At 69.8% G+C, this 16,562-nt stretch carries 20 protein-coding genes; 11 read left to right on the top strand and 9 right to left on the bottom strand.

The window, feature by feature from the left end:
* Positions 1 to 88: 88 nt before the first annotated feature.
* Positions 89 to 874, top strand: coding sequence for a helix-turn-helix domain-containing protein (locus FFS72_RS11805; RefSeq protein ID WP_137874119.1), 786 nt, complete (start codon positions 89 to 91; stop codon positions 872 to 874).
* A 48-nt stretch (positions 875 to 922) separates the two neighbouring features.
* Here FFS72_RS11805 and FFS72_RS11800 read toward each other — a convergent pair whose 3' ends face one another.
* The gene (locus tag FFS72_RS11800) at positions 923 to 1,234 is read right to left on the bottom strand and encodes an antibiotic biosynthesis monooxygenase family protein (RefSeq protein WP_050063599.1); all 312 of its coding nucleotides are present in this window, start codon (positions 1,232 to 1,234) and stop codon (positions 923 to 925) included.
* Positions 1,235 to 1,336: 102 nt separating this feature from the next.
* On the opposite strand from FFS72_RS11800, the gene FFS72_RS11795 reads away from it, so the two are divergent.
* The gene (locus FFS72_RS11795) at positions 1,337 to 2,080 is read left to right on the top strand and encodes an alpha/beta fold hydrolase (protein ID WP_137874118.1); all 744 of its coding nucleotides are present in this window, start codon (positions 1,337 to 1,339) and stop codon (positions 2,078 to 2,080) included.
* A 7-nt stretch (positions 2,081 to 2,087) separates the two neighbouring features.
* Here the strand turns inward: FFS72_RS11795 and FFS72_RS11790 are convergent, their stop codons facing one another.
* Positions 2,088 to 2,969 carry an iron-sulfur binding domain-containing protein gene (locus FFS72_RS11790; RefSeq protein WP_137874117.1) on the bottom strand — a complete coding sequence of 294 codons (882 nt, stop codon included), beginning with the start codon at positions 2,967 to 2,969 and terminating at the stop codon, positions 2,088 to 2,090.
* Positions 2,970 to 3,048: 79 nt separating this feature from the next.
* On the opposite strand from FFS72_RS11790, the gene FFS72_RS11785 reads away from it, so the two are divergent.
* Both FFS72_RS11785 and FFS72_RS11780 read left to right on the top strand, forming a co-directional pair.
* Positions 3,049 to 3,690 (top strand): carbonic anhydrase, encoded by a 642-nt coding sequence (locus FFS72_RS11785; protein WP_137874116.1) that lies wholly within the window; start codon positions 3,049 to 3,051, stop codon positions 3,688 to 3,690.
* Positions 3,691 to 3,760: 70 nt separating this feature from the next.
* A complete protein-coding gene (locus FFS72_RS11780; protein WP_137874115.1) occupies positions 3,761 to 4,459 on the top strand; it encodes a hypothetical protein in 699 nt (232 codons plus the stop codon).
* Between the two features lie 64 nt (positions 4,460 to 4,523).
* On the opposite strand, the gene disA is transcribed toward FFS72_RS11780, so the two are convergent.
* Complete coding sequence (disA, locus tag FFS72_RS11775) at positions 4,524 to 5,603, bottom strand: DNA integrity scanning diadenylate cyclase DisA (protein ID WP_137874114.1); 1,080 nt, start codon at positions 5,601 to 5,603, stop codon at positions 4,524 to 4,526.
* Between the two features lie 97 nt (positions 5,604 to 5,700).
* On the opposite strand from disA, the gene FFS72_RS11770 reads away from it, so the two are divergent.
* The gene (locus FFS72_RS11770) at positions 5,701 to 6,261 is read left to right on the top strand and encodes a PaaI family thioesterase (RefSeq protein ID WP_137874113.1); all 561 of its coding nucleotides are present in this window, start codon (positions 5,701 to 5,703) and stop codon (positions 6,259 to 6,261) included.
* 7 nt (positions 6,262 to 6,268) lie between these two features.
* Here the strand turns inward: FFS72_RS11770 and radA are convergent, their stop codons facing one another.
* The 3 genes from radA to FFS72_RS11755 form a co-directional block, all read right to left on the bottom strand.
* Positions 6,269 to 7,675 (bottom strand): DNA repair protein RadA, encoded by a 1,407-nt coding sequence (gene radA / locus FFS72_RS11765; RefSeq protein WP_137874112.1) that lies wholly within the window; start codon positions 7,673 to 7,675, stop codon positions 6,269 to 6,271.
* A gap of 34 nt (positions 7,676 to 7,709) precedes the next feature.
* Positions 7,710 to 8,240: a gamma carbonic anhydrase family protein gene (locus FFS72_RS11760; RefSeq protein ID WP_050063605.1), complete on the bottom strand. Its 531-nt coding sequence runs from the start codon at positions 8,238 to 8,240 to the stop codon at positions 7,710 to 7,712.
* A 154-nt stretch (positions 8,241 to 8,394) separates the two neighbouring features.
* Positions 8,395 to 9,015 carry a copper chaperone PCu(A)C domain-containing protein gene (locus tag FFS72_RS11755; RefSeq protein WP_137874111.1) on the bottom strand — a complete coding sequence of 207 codons (621 nt, stop codon included), beginning with the start codon at positions 9,013 to 9,015 and terminating at the stop codon, positions 8,395 to 8,397.
* 274 nt (positions 9,016 to 9,289) lie between these two features.
* Between FFS72_RS11755 and carD the strand changes: the two genes are divergently transcribed.
* From carD to rlmB, 5 genes are read left to right on the top strand one after another with little or no spacing between them, the layout of a single operon-like run.
* A complete protein-coding gene (gene carD, locus FFS72_RS11750; protein ID WP_007528440.1) occupies positions 9,290 to 9,778 on the top strand; it encodes an RNA polymerase-binding transcription factor CarD in 489 nt (162 codons plus the stop codon).
* Between the two features lie 25 nt (positions 9,779 to 9,803).
* Positions 9,804 to 10,511 (top strand): 2-C-methyl-D-erythritol 4-phosphate cytidylyltransferase, encoded by a 708-nt coding sequence (ispD, locus tag FFS72_RS11745; protein WP_137874110.1) that lies wholly within the window; start codon positions 9,804 to 9,806, stop codon positions 10,509 to 10,511.
* Positions 10,512 to 10,523: 12 nt separating this feature from the next.
* A complete protein-coding gene (gene ispF / locus FFS72_RS11740) occupies positions 10,524 to 11,000 on the top strand; it encodes a 2-C-methyl-D-erythritol 2,4-cyclodiphosphate synthase (protein WP_050063608.1) in 477 nt (158 codons plus the stop codon).
* An 11-nt stretch (positions 11,001 to 11,011) separates the two neighbouring features.
* Positions 11,012 to 12,418: a cysteine--tRNA ligase gene (gene cysS, locus FFS72_RS11735; RefSeq protein WP_137874109.1), complete on the top strand. Its 1,407-nt coding sequence runs from the start codon at positions 11,012 to 11,014 to the stop codon at positions 12,416 to 12,418.
* Between the two features lie 2 nt (positions 12,419 to 12,420).
* The gene (rlmB, locus tag FFS72_RS11730; protein ID WP_137874108.1) at positions 12,421 to 13,401 is read left to right on the top strand and encodes a 23S rRNA (guanosine(2251)-2'-O)-methyltransferase RlmB; all 981 of its coding nucleotides are present in this window, start codon (positions 12,421 to 12,423) and stop codon (positions 13,399 to 13,401) included.
* A 37-nt stretch (positions 13,402 to 13,438) separates the two neighbouring features.
* On the opposite strand, the gene FFS72_RS11725 is transcribed toward rlmB, so the two are convergent.
* Positions 13,439 to 14,320, bottom strand: a complete 882-nt coding sequence (locus FFS72_RS11725) for a 5-oxoprolinase subunit C family protein (protein WP_171018642.1) — start codon at positions 14,318 to 14,320, stop codon at positions 13,439 to 13,441.
* A 106-nt stretch (positions 14,321 to 14,426) separates the two neighbouring features.
* On the opposite strand from FFS72_RS11725, the gene FFS72_RS11720 reads away from it, so the two are divergent.
* A complete protein-coding gene (locus FFS72_RS11720) occupies positions 14,427 to 15,116 on the top strand; it encodes a ZIP family metal transporter (RefSeq protein WP_137874107.1) in 690 nt (229 codons plus the stop codon).
* A 41-nt stretch (positions 15,117 to 15,157) separates the two neighbouring features.
* Here FFS72_RS11720 and FFS72_RS11715 read toward each other — a convergent pair whose 3' ends face one another.
* Both FFS72_RS11715 and FFS72_RS11710 read right to left on the bottom strand, forming a co-directional pair.
* Positions 15,158 to 15,769 carry a 5-oxoprolinase subunit B family protein gene (locus FFS72_RS11715; protein ID WP_137874106.1) on the bottom strand — a complete coding sequence of 204 codons (612 nt, stop codon included), beginning with the start codon at positions 15,767 to 15,769 and terminating at the stop codon, positions 15,158 to 15,160.
* Positions 15,769 to 16,524 carry a LamB/YcsF family protein gene (locus FFS72_RS11710; RefSeq protein ID WP_137874105.1) on the bottom strand — a complete coding sequence of 252 codons (756 nt, stop codon included), beginning with the start codon at positions 16,522 to 16,524 and terminating at the stop codon, positions 15,769 to 15,771. Before FFS72_RS11710 ends, FFS72_RS11715 begins: the two co-directional genes overlap by 1 nt.
* Positions 16,525 to 16,562 lie beyond the last annotated feature (38 nt).

Below are 16,562 nucleotides of genomic sequence, written 5' to 3'. Positions count from 1 at the left end.
GATGAGACAACTGTGCGACGGGCGTCGCGGCGCGTCGATTACCTCGGAGGTAATGGTCCTGCTTCCGCCGCGAATCTAGGCTCTCCCCATGACCACGCTCGCCGAACCGACCGTCGGGGTACTGCTCCGGAACTGGCGTGAGCGCCGCCGGATGAGTCAACTCGAGTTGGCGGCCCGAGCGGAAGTGTCCGCGCGGCATGTCAGTTTCGTCGAGACGGGCCGGTCACGTCCGACGCGTACGATGCTGCTCAAACTCAGTGACCAGTTGGAAATTCCTCTGCGGGAACGTAATTCATTGCTCCTGGCAGGCGGGTTCGCTCCCGCGTATCCGGAGCATGCACTCGGTGACGTTCCGATGGCGTCGGTGTCGCGGGCGATCGGTCAGATTCTGCACGCTCACCGGTCGTCGCCTGCGGTGGTCGTCGATCGGCACTGGAACCTCGTCGACGGCAACGACGCCGTCGCTCTTCTCGTGGAGGGGTGTGCCGCGCACCTGTTGGAACCGCCGGTGAACGTCCTGCGCCTGAGCCTGCACCCCGACGGCATGGCCACCCGAATCGGCAACCTCGGACAGTGGCGAGCACATCTGCTGCATCGCCTGGACCATCAGATCGCGGTGACCGGGGACGCCGAACTCGTCGCGCTCGCCGCGGAACTCGCGGGCTATCCGTGCGGTGATCCCGATGTCGACATGGAACCGGGCGCACTCGTCGTCCCCATCAGAATCGCGACCGCAGCAGGGGAACTCGCCTTCCTCAGCACGACGACGGTGTTCGGGACGCCACTCGACGTCACCGTTGCCGAACTCGCGATCGAGACCTTTCACCCGGCGGACGAGGCCACCGCCGAGGCGTTGCGCCGCCACCTGGGATGACGGCGGGCACCGGCCGCCCGACGGGCGACCGGTGCGGGGAGTGCCGCGTCAGGACTGCTTGGCGGCGACGTCGAGGACGACCTCGAACTCGAGCAGCGAGGCGCCGGTCGCGACCGGCTTCTTCGCCTCACCCGCATGCGCGGCACGGGCGTCGCCGTCACGCCACGCCGCGAACGCGTCCTCGGACTCCCACTGCGTCACCACGAAGTAGCGGGTCTCGCCACCGGTGGGCCGGAGCAGCTGGAACCCGAGGAACCCGGGCGAGTTCTCCACGGTTCCGGCGCGCGCTGCGAACCGCTTCTCCAGTTCGGGACCGGCGCCCTCGGGCACCTCGATTGCGTTGATCTTCACCACTGCCATGGCCGCGAGCGTACTCGCGCGACACACAGGGCGGGCGAGACCACGTAACCGAAAAGCGAAACCCGACGGGAGTCGCGGCACCGGACCGCTAACCTCGGTGCCGTGCTCCATGACGAGGGTGGGACCGGCGAACCGATTCTGTTGCTACACGGGCTGATGGGCAGTGCCCGCACCTGGCGACGACACGTGCCGTGGCTGCGCGAACACGGCCACGTGTACACCTTCGACGCCGCGGGGCACGGCCGTCCAGCGCCCGCCGAGCCGAGCACCGAGGCGTTCGTCGCCGACCTCACCGAGGCCGTCGAGTCGATCACGGAGCCGATGGTCGTCATCGGCCACTCGATGGGCGGTCTGCATGCGTGGTGTTTCGCTGCCGCGCATCCGGATCGGGTGCGCGCCGTTGTCGTCGAGGACATGGCGCCCGACTTCCGTGGTCGGACCGCGGCCGACTGGGCGGCGATGATCGCCGCCTGGCCGACCCCGTTCCGCGACGAGCCGACGATGGTCGAGTTCTTCGGGCCCGTCGCGGCCCAGTACTTCATGGACTCCTTCGAGCTGCGCGACGACGGATACCACCTGCACGGCGAGGTCCCGGTCTGGCGGGACATCTCCGAGGAGTGGGGGACCAGGGACTTCTGGACCCAGTGGCGGTCCGTGCAGGCGCCCGCGCTCCTGCTCGAGGGGGAATTCACCATCACGCCCATCGGCCAGATGCGCGAGATGGCGGGCACCCCGCGGCAGGCGGAGACCCGCTACGAACTCGTCGCGGGCGCCGGACACCTCGTGCACGACGACCGCCCCGCCGAGTACCGCGCCGCGGTGGAGTCGTTCCTCGGCGACCTCTGACGCCCGGTCAGCGGCGGGCGTCGCCCTCGCCGGCGAGGGCGAACAGGCCGCCGTCGGTCTGCTCGACCAGTCCGTCGACGAGCAGCGAGTCGAGAGCCCGGTCGCGCTGAGCGGTGTCCGTGAGCCACACCCGGTCGAGCAGTGCGCGCTCGACGGGGCCGTCGCTGCCCCGCAGCACGTCGAGCAGTCGGCCGCGGACCTGACGGTCGGTGCCCGCGAACTTCTGCACCTTGCGGGCGGGTCCGGTGTGGGCCGGTCGTCCGGCCGTCACCCACGCGCAGTCGTCGAGGGGGCAGCGTTCACATTCGGGGCTGCGCGCGGTGCACACCGTCGCGCCGAGTTCCATCAACGCGGCCGAGAACACCGCCGCCCGGGCTCGCGTGCGGGGCAGCAGTGCGTCGGCGTCGGCGAGATCGCGTCTGGTCGACGGATTGCCGGGTTCGGCGGCGCCGTGCACCGCTCGGGCGATCACCCGTCGAACATTGGTGTCCACCACCGGAACCCGCTGTCCATACGCGAAGCAGGCGACCGCACGCGCGGTGTAGTCGCCGATTCCCGGAAGCGACAGCAGCACGTCCACGTCGTCGGGGACCACGTCCCCGTGCTCCGAGGCAAGCACGCCCGCGCATTCGTGCAGTCGCAGTGCCCGACGCGGATAGCCGAGCTTGCCCCATGCGCGCAGCACCTCGCCCTGGCTCGACCCGGCCATCGCCGACGGCACCGGCCAGCGTTCGACCCACTGCTCCCAGATCGGCGCCACCCGGACCACCGGGGTCTGCTGCAGCATGATCTCGCTCATCAGCACGTGCCACGCCGTCACGTCGTCGCGACGCCACGGCAGGTCGCGGGCCGCTCGTTCGTACCAGGCGATGAGTGCGGAGGAATTCACGGGATCGTCATACCTTCTTTCGTGGCTTTCTCCAGGTCGGGCCGTCACGGAATTCGGGGCGGGGTGCACAATGGCAGGCATGCCCAACTCGAATCCCATTTCGGCCTGGAAAGCCCTCAAGCAGGGTAACGAGCGGTTCGTCGGCGACACGTCGATGCACCCGAGCCAGGGAATTGCCGATCGCGCGAAGCTGGTCGGCGGCCAGCACCCGACCGCGGTGATCTTCGGCTGCGGTGACTCACGCGTCGCCGCCGAGATCATCTTCGACCAGGGGCTCGGCGACATGTTCGTCGTCCGCACGGCAGGTCACGTCATCGACAGCGCGGTTCTCGGTTCCATCGAGTACGCCGTCGGGATCCTGAACGTCCCGCTGATCGTCGTACTCGGCCACGACAGCTGCGGTGCCGTCGCGGCGACCCTCAACGCTCTCGACAAGGGCGAGATTCCGGGTGGCTTCATCCGTGACATCGTCGAGCGGGTCGCTCCGTCCATCCTCGTCGGCCGCACCGAGGGCCTGACGACGATCGACGAACTGGAGTCCCGTCACGTCGAAGAGACCGGCAAGTTGCTCATGGAGCGCTCGCGGATCATCGCCGACAAGGTGGAGAACGGCACGTGCGCCATCGTGGGTGTCACCTATGCACTCGACGACGGCGGTGTGAAGCTGCGCAGCGTCGTCGGCGAGATCGGCGAGGTCGCGGACGAGACAGCCGCACTCTGACAGTGCCGCCGATGCGACACGCCGGACCTGGTGGAGGTGCCGGGAACCCCGGACACCTACCGTGGTATCCGTGATGGAACCGTCCGGGCCGCTGCCCCCCGAGATCTACCGGCGCCGCCGCTGGCTTGCCATCGGTGCGGCGGTTGTCGCGCTCGTTCTGCTGATCTGGATCGTCTCCGCGGTGCGTGGGGGAGGCGACGACGAGGCCACCGACGCGGCCGCCGCCAGCGCGTCACTGACGACGACCACGACGGCGTCGCCCTCGACGTCCGCCTCCGAATCGGGATCGGCCTCGGGTTCGGGGTCGGGTGGTTCGGCGTCCGGCACGGATTCGGCGTCCGGCACCGCGGACGCATCGGCAACGCCCGTGGCCGCGGGGCAGTGCCCCGACAGCTCCCTTGCCGTCAAGGTCAGCGCGAGCAAACCCACCTACCCTGCCGGTGAGGAACCCGAGTTCGGCATCGTGGTCACGAACATCGGCAACGCTCCCTGCGACCGGGAACTCGGGGCAGGCATGCAGCAGGTGCTGGTCTACACGCTCGACACCCAGCAGCGCCTGTGGTCGAACAACGACTGCTTCCCCAACGCGGCGGCGGACGTCCGCACCCTCGCCGCCGGTGAGCAGGCCGCGTTCACGGTCAAGTGGTCCGGCGCGACCTCCGAACCCGGGTGCACGGCACCGCGCGAGCCGGTGCCTGCGGGCGCCTACTCGGTCGTGGGCCAGCTGGGGAACCTGCGCAGTGCTCCGGAACCGTTCAATCTGAGCTGACGCGGCTCCGCCGCCACTGTGCGTGACCTTCACCCTCACCGGGGTGAAGGTCACGCACAGCGCTTCAGTCGAACGGTCCGGTGATCGACGTCTCCGCCAGCCGCGACAGACCCTCCCGGATGTGCCTGGCCCACAGCCCGCCGATCCCTTCCACGGCCTGCAGGTCGGCCGCGGTGGCGGCGAGCAGGCCCTGCAACGTCCCGAACGACGCGACGAGCCGGTGCACCTGATGGAACTGCAACCTCGGCACGCGGGCGAGCACCCGGTAGCCGCGGGGGCTCATCGGTGCATCGAGCGACTCGATCGTCGCGGGGTACCCGAATGCCCGTGCCAGGGTCGTCAGGTCGAGCAGGTCGGCGTCGGTGAGTTCGTCGAGCGCCGCGAGCGTCGCTTCGACCGCCTCGGACGCGGGCTGACCGGCGCCGGCCAGGTAGTCGCGGGCGACCAACTGCCGCGCGACGTCGTTGTCCCCGACGAGTTCCTCCAACTGCAGCGCCAGCTGCCGCCCGTCGGTGCCCAGTTCGAGCACGTCACGTTCGATCTCGACGGACACCCGCCGCACCATCTCCAGTCGCTGCGCCACGGTCAGGGCGTCACGGAGTGTCACGAAGTCCTCGATCTCCACGACGGAGAGCGCGCTCGTCACCTCCGTCAGCCGCGACTTGTAGCGTTCGAGAGTGGCCACGGCCTGATTGGCGCGCGACAGGATCGTCGACGAGCCCTCGAGGACGTGCCGGACCCCGCCGACGTACACCGAGACGATGCTCATCGACTGGCTGACGGAGACCACCGGATATCCGGTCTGAATGGCGGTCCGCTCGGCAGCCCTGTGTCGGGTACCCGATTCGACCGTCGGGATCTTGTAATCGGGAACCAACTGCACGTTCGCCCGCACGATGCGGGTGCCGTCCGTCGAGAGCACGACCGCGCCGTCCATCTTCGACAGCTCACGCAGGCGGGTGGGCGCGAACTCGACGTCGAGGACGAAACCGCCGTCGCAGAGTTCCTCGATCTCGTCGTCGTAGCCGAGCACGATCAGTGCGCCGGTGCGTCCCCGGAGGATCCGCTCGAGTCCGTCCCGCAACTCGGTTCCCGGCGCCAACCGTGCGATCGTCTCGCGAAGCGTGGCCGCGGTGTCGTCCATCGCCGTCCCCCTGCCTCGCAGGAACCTCGCGGCCCCGATCCGATGCGACGGAGCCTCTGGCTCCCCGGCGCACATGTCGCGACTAGATTACCGAGACATGAGCGGTACCTGGATATTGCCCGACGATCTCGAGATTCCGAGTCGCCCCGACTTCTTCCCGGAGCCCGGAGGCGCACTGCCCCAGCACTGGGCCAAGTGCTTCGGCTGTGGCGACGAGCAGCCCGCCGGACTCGCGATGCATTTCACCGCAACCGAGGGGATCGAGGTCGTCGGACAACTGACCGTGGCGTCGCGCTACCAGGGTGGACCTGGCGTGATCCACGGTGGCATTCTCACCACGGCGTTCGACGAGACCCAGGGCATGGCGTGCATGGTGCTGGGGACGCCGGTGGTGACCGGCCACCTGCAGATCGACTTCGCCCGGCCGATCCCACTGGGTTCGGTGCTCGAATTCCGGGCCCGGATCGACGGGACGATCCGACGGAAGGTCTACGCCAGCTCGGAGGCCCGCATCGTGGAGGGGCCCGCGGCGAGTAACGAGGTTGTCGCCACATCGCGCGGGTTGTTCCTGCGGATCAAGCCGGAGCACTTCACGCCGATGGCCGAGTTCGTCGACGGTGTCCCGACGATGCCCAACTTCGGGAACTCGACCCTCTGACGCCGGCCTAGTCCCGGGCGGCCCTCGCTCGCCGCGGCACGACCCGCAGCGCGTCCTGAAGGTTGCCGACCTCGACGACCTTCACGCCCTTCGGGTACGGGCCGGAGCCGCCGGGCACCACCGCTTCGGTGAACCCGAGCCTGCCTGCCTCGGTGAGCCTGCGGCCGACGGCGCTGACGCGGCGGACCTCGCCGGCGAGTCCGACCTCACCGAGCACGACGAGCCCGGACGGCAGCGCCGTGTCGCGGTCGGCGGACGCGATGGCAAGGGCGAGCGCCAGGTCGGCGGACGGCTCGGTGACCCGCATGCCACCGACCGTCGCGGCGTAGACCTCCTTGTCGTGGGTGCGGATGTTGGCGTGCTTGGCGAGGACCGCCAACACCATCGCGACACGCGCGGAGTCCATGCCACTGACCGCTCGCCGCGGAGACGGGTTCTGAGTGGGGACGACGAGGCCCTGCACTTCGCCGAGCAGGGCCCGCTTGCCGTCCATCGTGACGGTGACGGCGGTGCCGGGCACCATCGCCTCACGGTGGTGGAGGAACAGACCCGACGGGTCGGAGACGCACTCGATGCCCTCCTCGTGCAGCTCGAAGCAGCCGACCTCGTCGGCCGAGCCGAACCGATTCTTCACTCCACGCAGCATCCGCAGGGTCGAGTGCCGGTCGCCCTCGAAGTGCAGGACGACATCGACGAGATGCTCGAGAGCCCGGGGGCCTGCGACCGCACCGTCCTTGGTGACGTGACCGATCAGCAGTACGGGGATCCCGCTGGTCTTCGCGAGCGTCGTCAGGGCGGCCGTGATCGCCCGCACCTGGGTGACGCCGCCGGTGACGCCGTCGACGTCCGCAGCGAGCATCGTCTGGACCGAGTCGACGATCAGCAGCGTCGGCTGCACCTGCTCGACGTGGCCGAAGATGGTGGCGAGGTCGGATTCGGCGGCGAGGTACACACGGTCGTGCACGGCGCCGGTCCGGTCGGCCCGCAGCCGGACCTGACCCGCCGACTCCTCGCCGGTGACGTAGAGTGACCGGTCGTCCGGGCCGCGGCGCGCCCAACGGTGCACGACCTCGAGCAGCAGTGTCGACTTTCCGACGCCCGGCTCTCCGGCGAGGAGCACCACCGAACCGGGGACGATGCCGCCCCCGAGCACCCGGTCGAGTTCGGGCACACCCGTCGGCTTCGCCCGGCTGATGGTGGAGCTGACCTGGGTCAGCGGCATGGCGGGGGACGTGGGTACGAGCGCGGTGGCCGCTCGTGCGGCGCTCGCGCCCGGCCGGTTGGTGACCGGGGTGAGGGCGGGGGCCGCCTCCTCGACGGAACCCCACTCACCGCACTCCGGGCACCGGCCCACCCACTTCGCGACCGTGTACCGGCAGGCGGTGCAGCGGTAGCTGGTCTTCGTTTTCGCCACGGTGCCCAAGACTAGGTGTGGGCACCGACATCACTCAGGACGACGTCGCGGCCCGGTGCTTCTTCGCGAGTGCCTTGTAGCCCTCGGCGTTGAACTCGATATGACGGACCTCCTCGTCGGTGAGTTCGCGGCGCACTTTCGCCGGGACTCCCGCCACCAGGGACCGCGGTGGGACAACGGTGCCCTCGAGGATCACGGCGCCAGCGGCGACGAGGCAGTTCGCGCCGAGCGTTGCGCCGTTGAGCACCACCGCGCCCATCCCGATCAGGGAGGCGTCACCGATCGTGCAGCCGTGCACCACAGCGTTGTGCCCGACGCTGACATTCGCGCCGACGGACAGCGGGAACCCGGGATCGGAGTGCATCGACACGTTGTCCTGGACGTTGGTTCCCGCGCCGATGCTGATCGAGTCGGCGTCCCCGCGGACGACCGCGCCGTACCAGACACTGGCGTCCTCCCCGAGGGTGACGTCGCCGATCACGGCGGCGGTCGGGGCCAGCCAGGCCGAATCGGCGATGCGCGGCGTCGCGCCGTCGTCGAAGGACACCACGGTCGGTCCGGTCATGTCACGCTCCTGTTCATCGGAAAGTGGGTCGACCCTATCGACCCCGACAACGGCAGGAACACCGGCCGTCCCGACGGCAGTGACACCGGTCGTCCCGACGGCAGCGGCCCCCGACCTGTGACAGGTCGGGGGCCGCTCGATGTCCGTGGGACGGTCAGTGACCGCCGGCGATCTCGGCGAGGGTGCCTGCACCCTCGTTGCCGGACTTGTCGGACTCGTGACGATCGGTGGCCGGGCCCGCGTCGACGGGCACGTCGACGGTGATGTCGCCGGACCGCTCGAAGCTGAACGTGACCGGGACCGTGAGGCCGGGGTAGACGTCCTGGCCGATGTCGTTGAGCGTCACCAGGATGATCTTCGACTCGATCTCCTCGCCGTCGTCGACGACGGTGGCGTTGAGGGTGCCCGCTGCCAGCGCGGTCTGCGGCGGGATGATCCGTTCGCCGGGCTCACCCGCGATGGTCACGGACGCGGCCTTGTCGGTCGTGATCTTGGCCAGGCGCTCGGCCTGGTATTCGCTCTCGTTGATCGCGGTGAACGCGAGCGCAACGGTGCCACCCGGCTCGAGGCTGTACTCCTCGCTGTTCGGGTAGACGACGTGCACGTTGCGCAGCGAGATGTCGCCCTGGTTCGCGTAATTGCCGTTGACGGCGGAAACCTGGGTGGCGGTCTGGGTGATCTGGCCCGCGCTGCAGGCGGACAGCGAGATGGCAGCTGCTGCAGCAAGGGCAACGGCGGTGGCGACTCGGCGAGTCGACGCATTGAGTGCTGTCACGGGGTGTCCTCCACGGCGTCGGGTCGTAACAACTAGGCAGAGTAGTAGTCATCGCGCGGGCGGGCGTCCCCGGGTCGACGTTCGGGCCGTACGTGTCGACCGCGGAACGGCTCGAAAGGTGTTCCGGGCGCCTGCCCGACCGCCCCGTCGATGCATGTTCGTGACCTGGTGTCAACCCCCGTTATCTTCGCTCTGCGCGTCTGACCAGCGACGTTGGAACCGCCCCTGGTGGAACCCGTGATAAACTGGGCAGATCGAAAGGGGCACGGGACAGATGATTTTCAAGGTCGGAGACACCGTCGTATACCCCCATCACGGCGCGGCGTTGATCGAAGCAATCGAGACTCGCACCATCAAGGGTGAACAAAAGGAATATCTGGTACTGAAGGTCGCCCAGGGCGATCTCACCGTCCGGGTCCCCGCAGACAACGCCGAGTACGTCGGCGTTCGTGACGTCGTCGGTCAGGAAGGCCTTGACAAGGTCTTCCAGGTGCTGCGTGCACCGCACACCGAGGAACCCACCAACTGGTCACGGCGGTACAAGGCGAATCTGGAGAAGCTGGCCTCCGGCGACGTGAACAAGGTGGCAGAGGTCGTTCGTGACCTGTGGCGCCGGGAGCAGGATCGTGGCCTGTCCGCAGGTGAGAAGCGGATGCTGGCGAAGGCTCGTCAGATCCTCGTCGGTGAGTTGGCACTCGCCGAGGGCACCGACGACGCGAAGGCCGAGATCATCCTCGACGAGGTTCTCGCGGCAGCGTCCTGACGGCCGCGACAGCATTCGATAACAGATGAACATCGTGAACGACCCGGTCGACGCGCGCAGCGGTGGCCGGGTCGTTGCATTGGTACCCGCGGCCGGGCAGGGAACTCGCCTGGGTGAGGGCATACCCAAGGCCTTCGTGGCACTGCGCGGTCGGACCCTGCTGGAGCGTGCGGTCAGCGGCCTGCTCGACTCCGGTGTGGTCGACGAGGTCGTGGTGATCGTGCCGGAGGAGCGTGTCGACGAGGTTCGCGCGGACCTTCCCGTCGGTGTCTCCGTGGTGGCAGGGGGAGCGGAGCGAACGGACTCGGTTCGCGCGGGAATCGAGGCGGCCCCGGACGCCGACCTGCTGCTCGTACACGACGCCGCCCGCGCGCTCACGCCACCGGCACTGATCGCCAGGGTGGTCGCAGAACTGCGGGCCGGACGCGAGGCTGTCGTGCCCGCTCTGCCCGTCGCGGACACGATCAAGACGGTGGATCTTCTCGGCGTCGTCGTCGCGACGCCCGAGCGGTCGGAACTGCGGGCCGTGCAGACTCCACAGGGGTTCGACGCCGCGCTGCTGCGCCGCGCCTACGCGGGATCCGACGTCGCCGCGACCGACGACGCCGGACTCGTCGAGAGGGTCGGGGCGAAGGTCCGCACCATCGCGGGCGATCCCCTCGCCTTCAAGATCACCACTCCGCTCGACCTCGCGTTGGCGCGGGCGTTGACGGACCCGGACACGAACGAATAGGAGTCACACGCCGTGCGAGTGGGCATCGGGACGGACGTCCATCCGATCGAGGCAGGTCGGCCGTGCTGGGTGGCGGGACTGCTGTTCGAGGGCGAGGACGGCTGCTCCGGACACTCCGACGGCGACGTGGCCGCGCACGCGTTGTGCGACGCCCTGTTGTCGGCGGCAGGTCTCGGCGACCTCGGTTCCGTGTTCGGCACCGGACGCCCGGAGTGGTCGGGTGCCAGCGGTGCGACGCTGCTCGCGGAGGTGCGTCGACTGCTCGAGGTGAACGGTTTCGCCGTGGGCAACGGTGCCGTGCAGGTGATCGGTAATCGGCCGAAGATCGGCCCCCGACGGGTCGAGGCTCAGGAGGCGTTGTCGGCTGTCCTCGGGGCACCGGTGTCGGTGTCCGCGACGACGACCGACGGTCTCGGATTGACGGGTCGGGGTGAGGGCATCGCCGCGGTTGCCACCGCGCTGGTCTTCCCCGCCCCTGCGGACCGGTAAGATCGCACGTCGTGACCCTGCGACTCTTCGACACCGAAACGCGGGCCCTGCGTGAGTTCGTTCCGCTGGTCCCCGGCCACGCGTCGATCTATCTCTGTGGGGCAACCGTGCAGGGGGAGCCGCACATCGGCCACGTCCGCAGTGGTGTCGCGTTCGACGTGCTGCGCAGGTGGTTGGCCGCGCACGACCTGGACGTGGCGTTCGTCCGCAATGTCACCGACATCGACGACAAGATCCTGAACAAGGCCGCGGATGCCGGCCGTCCCTGGTGGGAGTGGGCCGCCACCTACGAGCGGTCGTTCACGTGGGCCTACGACCAGCTCGGGGTTTTGCCGCCGTCGGCGGAGCCGCGGGCGACCGGGCACATCACCCAGATGGTCGAGCTGATGCAGCGCCTCATCGACGCCGGGCACGCGTACGCGGCGGCCGGCGACGTCTACTTCGACGTGCAGAGCTGGCAGAAGTACGGCGCACTGTCCGGACACAAGCTGGACGACGTGCACCAGGGCGAGAGCGCCGCCGAGGGCAAGCGCGACCCCCGCGACTTCACGCTCTGGAAGGCGGAGAAGCCGGGTGAGCCGTCGTGGCCGACGCCGTGGGGCCGCGGCAGGCCGGGTTGGCACCTCGAGTGCTCCGCGATGGCCGAGGCGTATCTCGGTGGCGAGTTCGACATCCACTGCGGCGGTCTCGATCTGGTGTTCCCGCATCACGAGAACGAGCTGGCGCAGTCGCGCGCCGCGGGTGACGGGTTCGCGCGGTACTGGCTGCACAACGGCTGGGTCACCATGGGCGGCGAGAAGATGTCGAAGTCGCTCGGCAACGTGCTTTCGGTGCCGAACGTCCTCAAACGTGTACGGCCGCAGGAACTCCGGTTCTATCTCGGCGGCGCCCACTACCGGTCGATGCTGGAGTACTCCGATCACGCGCTCGACGTCGCGGCCGAAACGTATCGAGGCATCGAGTCCTTCGTGCTCAAGACGGCCGAGCGGGCGGGACAGGTTCCGGTCGGGACCTGGACGGACGCGTTCGCCGCGGCACTGGACGACGACCTCGGCGTCCCGAAGGCGCTCGCCGAGATCCACGGCCGTCAACGCGAGGGAAACCGCGCGCTGGCCGCGGGCGACCTCGACACCGCTGTCGTCATCGCGGGCCAGGTCCGCGCGATGATGGGCATCCTCGGCGTCGATCCTCTCGACCCGCACTGGGCCGCGGGGTCGACGGATGCGTCTGCCGCGCACGCGGCGCTCGATGTGCTGGTGCAGTCCAGTCTGGAAGCGCGTCAGCAGGCCAAGGCGGACAAGGACTGGGCGACCGCCGACGCCATCCGGGACCGGCTCGCCGCGGCGGGCATTGCGGTCACCGACACCGCGGGCGGACCCGAGTGGTCCCTCGAGAAAAACCACGACGAAGCAGGGTAGACATGGCAGGCAATTCGAGCAGGCGCGGCGCAGTTCGCAAGTCCGGTACCAAGAAGGGCCAGGTCACCGGGTCCGGCGGCAAGGGCAGGCGCAGCCTCGAAGGTCGCGGCGCGACCCCGCCCGCCGTCGAGCGGACCAAGCATCCCGCCGCGAAGCGTGCCCGGGCGGCAGAGAAGGCAGCTACCTCCGGACGTACCGGCGGCAGCGCTCCGCGTGGCCGCGGCGGGTCCCCGCGTAAGGGTGAGGCAGGGCCGGAGAACGTCCTCGGGCGCAACCCCGTGCTGGAGTGCCTGCGGGCCGGGGTTCCCGCGACCGCGCTGTACGTGGCGGTCGGCACCGAGAACGACGACCGACTCTCGGAGAGCGTGCAGATCGCGGCCGACAACGGCATTTCGATCCTGGAGGTGCCGCGCACCGATCTGGACCGGATGAGCGCCAACGGGCTGCACCAGGGTGTCGCGCTGCAGGTGCCGCCGTTCCGGTACGCGCATCCCGACGACCTGATCGCCAACGCCCGCACGCAGCAGCAGCCTGCGCTGTTGGTGGCGCTGGACAACATCACCGATCCCCGCAATCTCGGTGCCGTGGTGCGTTCGGTCGCTGCGTTCGGCGGTCACGGTGTCGTGATCCCGCAGCGCCGGAGCGCGTCGGTGACGGCGGTCGCGTGGCGCACCAGCGCGGGCGCCGCGGCCCGGCTGCCGATCGCGCAGGCCACCAACCTCACCCGCACCCTGAAGGACTGGGCCGCGAAGGGTGTGCAGATCGTGGGTCTCGACGCAGGCGGTGACACCACCCTCGACGAGTACGACGGCTCCGGTCCTGTTGTCGTCGTCGTCGGATCCGAGGGCAAGGGGCTCTCGCGGCTCGTGCGCGAAACGTGCGACACGATCCTGAGCATCCCGATGGCCGGTCCGGTCGAGTCGCTCAACGCTTCCGTCGCGGCGGGCGTCGTCCTCGCCGACATCGCGCGTCAGCGCCGCTGACGCGCCCGTGCGTGATTGTCACCCACCGGGGTGAGAATCACGCACGGTTCGCGACCTGGGAGAACCGGATCACATCGCCGGGGGCCAGTTGCGCCGCCGCGCTCAGGTCGGCGTCGACGACGACCGCGATCACCGGGTAGCCGCCGGTCACCGGGTGGTCGGCGAGGAACAGGACCGGCTGCCCGCTGCTCGGTACCTGCAGTGCTCCCGGAACCATGCCCTCGCTCGGCATCTCGGTGGTGTCGGACCGCGTCAGTGCACACGAACCGGTGAGCCGGGCTCCCACCCTGTTCGCGTCCGGGGTCACCGTCCACTCCTGACCGGTGAGGACGCGGAGGGAATCGGTGTCGAACATGGCGTGGCGCGGGCCGATTCGGACCCGAAGCACGACGGGACGGAGCCGCGCGGGCGGCGGCGGAGCGAGTTCCGTCGCGGGCCACTCGCTCCGTTCCTCTCCGATCGGCAGCAGGTCTCCGGGCCGCACCGGGTCGGGGCCGAGTCCGGCGAGGGTGTCGGTGGCGCGACTGCCGAGTACCCGCGGCACGTCGATGCCGCCGCGCACCGCAAGGTAGCTCCGGAGTCCGTCCGTCGGGTGTCCGACGGTGAGCTCGTCGCCGGCTCCGAGATGGAGTGTGCAGTAGTCGGGTACGTCGATTCCGTTGAGGGACAACCGGACACGTGCTCCTGTCACGGCGGCCGTCGCGCTCCCGGTGGCGCGGACACGGAGCCCGCCCAGCGTGACTTCCAGTGTTGCGGCTCCGGGCGCGTTGCCCACCAGCCGGTTGGCGGCATCGTGCGCGGCGAGGTCGGCGGCACCGGATCGCCCCACGCCGAGGTGCGCGTATCCGGGCCGGCCCCGGTCCTGCACCAGGACCAGAGCCCCGACGCGCTGCACCTCGAGCGAGTTCACGAAACCCATTGTCGCGCACCTCGCCGAGTGTGCCCGCTGCCGACGCGTCCACTCGTGTGTCGCGCCGGCGGGTGCGCACCCGGTGCGGTCGTGTCGTGCGTCGTACCATCGCCGCATGCTGACAGCCGCCCTCTACGGACTCGGTACGGCCCTGCCGATGCTGATCGGTGCCGTGGTCGGGTTGCGCTACGACCTGCCGCGCCCGGCGCTGGCCGGGCTGATGGCATTCGGTGCGGGCGCGATGGTCGCGGCCGTGTCCACCGAACTGTTCCAACCGGCGTTCGAAGCGGAAGGGGTTGTCGTTGCGGGCATCGCCCTCATGCTGGGCGCCCTCGTCTACGTGGTCGCCGACCACCTGATCGAGAACAGGCTCGGTCCCGCGGCGCTCGGCTGGGCCCTGATGCTCGGCGCGTTGCTCGACGGAATTCCGGAGAACACCGCCCTCGGCGTCTCACTGAGCGCGGAGGGCGGGCTCGTCCTGCTGGTGGCGATCGCGGTCGGCAACGTGCCTGAAGCGGTGGCCGGTGCGGCGTCGATGCGTACCCAGCCGAACTTCGATGCTCGCCGGGCGCGGCTGCTGTGGGTGGTGACAGCCGTCGTCCTGGTGCTGGTCGTGGTCGCCGCGAACGCGGCTGCGGATTCGATCCAGCCGCAGCAGATTGCGGTGATCCAGGCGTTCGCCGGTGGCGCGACGATCGCGGTCCTCGCGGATTCGTTGATGCCCGAGGCGTACCGGGAGGGCGGTTGGTGGGTCGGCATCTCGACCGCGGCCGGTTTCCTCGTCGCGTTCGCGCTCGGCGGCTGATCCGGGTCGCCTCGACCGCAGGTGCGCACGCGGTGGCGGGGTCAGAGGGCGTGGAATCGGACGCCGACACCCGGCCGCAGCAGCGCGGGCGGATCGCGGTCGGTGTCCCACAGGCTGACGTCGGTGCTGCCGATCAGTTGCCATCCGCCGGGGGAGGAGCGGGGGTAGATGCCGGAGAACTCGCCCGCGAGCCCGACCGACCCCGACGGCACCGACGTGCGCGGACTCGACCTCCTCGGCACGTGCAGTGACTCCGGTCCACCGACGAGATACCCGAACCCGGGCGCGAATCCGGCGAACGCCACCGTCCAGTCGGCCCCGGTGTGCGCGGCGATCACCCCGGCGACGCCGAGCCCGGTGAGATCGCCGACCTCCTCGAGGTCGGGGCCGTCGTAGTGGACACCGATGTCGACGGCGTCGGCGCGTACCTCCTCGGCCGCGTCGACGGGTCGGATGTCGCGGAGCCACGCCCGCACGGACTCGCGGTTCGTGACCCGTTGATCGAAGCGGACCAGAATCGTCCGGGCCGCGGGCACGAGGTCGTCGACACCGTCGGGGCGGGACGAGTCCAGGGCGCGGAACGCGGCGAGAACGGCGTCGAGGGTGCCGAATTCGACGAGCGCCGCGCCGTCACCGACGTCGAGGACGCGCATCACACGAAGGGTGCGAGGTCGACTCCCGCCGCGGCGAGCCGGTCGCGGATCGCGACGGCCATCGCGACGGCGTCCGGGGTGTCGCCGTGGACGCAGACCGATTCGGGTCGGGTGGCGACGACGGTGCCGTCGACGGCGTCGACCCGACCGTCCTCGACCATCCGAAGGACCCGCGCCGCGACGAGGTCGGGGTCGGTGAGCACGGCACCCGGCTGGGTGCGCGGGACGAGTTCGCCGGTCGGGAGGTAGCCGCGGTCCGCGAACGCCTCGGCGACGGTCCGCAGGCCCGCGGCCTCCGCTTCGGCGAAGAAGACAGATCCGGGCAGTCCGAGGACGGGCAGGGTGGGGTCGTAGGCGACGATCGCCGCGACGACGGCCTTCGCCTGCTCACGGTGGTGAACGATCGTGTTGTAGAGCGCCCCGTGCGGTTTCACGTACGCGACCGCCGACCCCGACGACTGGGCGAGGCCGTCGAGGGCGCCGATCTGGTAGATCACCTCGGCGGTCAGGTCGGCGGAGGAGACGTCGACGAAGCGGCGTCCGAACCCGGCGAGGTCGCGGTAGCCGACCTGCGCGCCGATCCGCACGGCGCGATCCGCGGCGCCGCGACAGGTCGCGAGCAGTGTTGCCGGATCGCCCGCATGGAATCCACAGGCGACGTTGGCACTGGTCACCAGCGTCAGCATCGCCTCGTCGTCGCCAAGTCGCCAGGCGCCGAAGCTCTCACCGAGGTCACTGTTCAGGTCGATGGCCACGACCCCAGACTAGGCCGCCGCGACGGCATGCCGCCCCG

Source organism: Rhodococcus sp. Q (assembly GCF_005503035.1).
GTDB lineage: Bacteria > Actinomycetota > Actinomycetes > Mycobacteriales > Mycobacteriaceae > Rhodococcus_G.
Note: the sequence above shows the minus strand (reverse complement) of the source record. Positions and strands in the feature narration are given on the sequence as shown.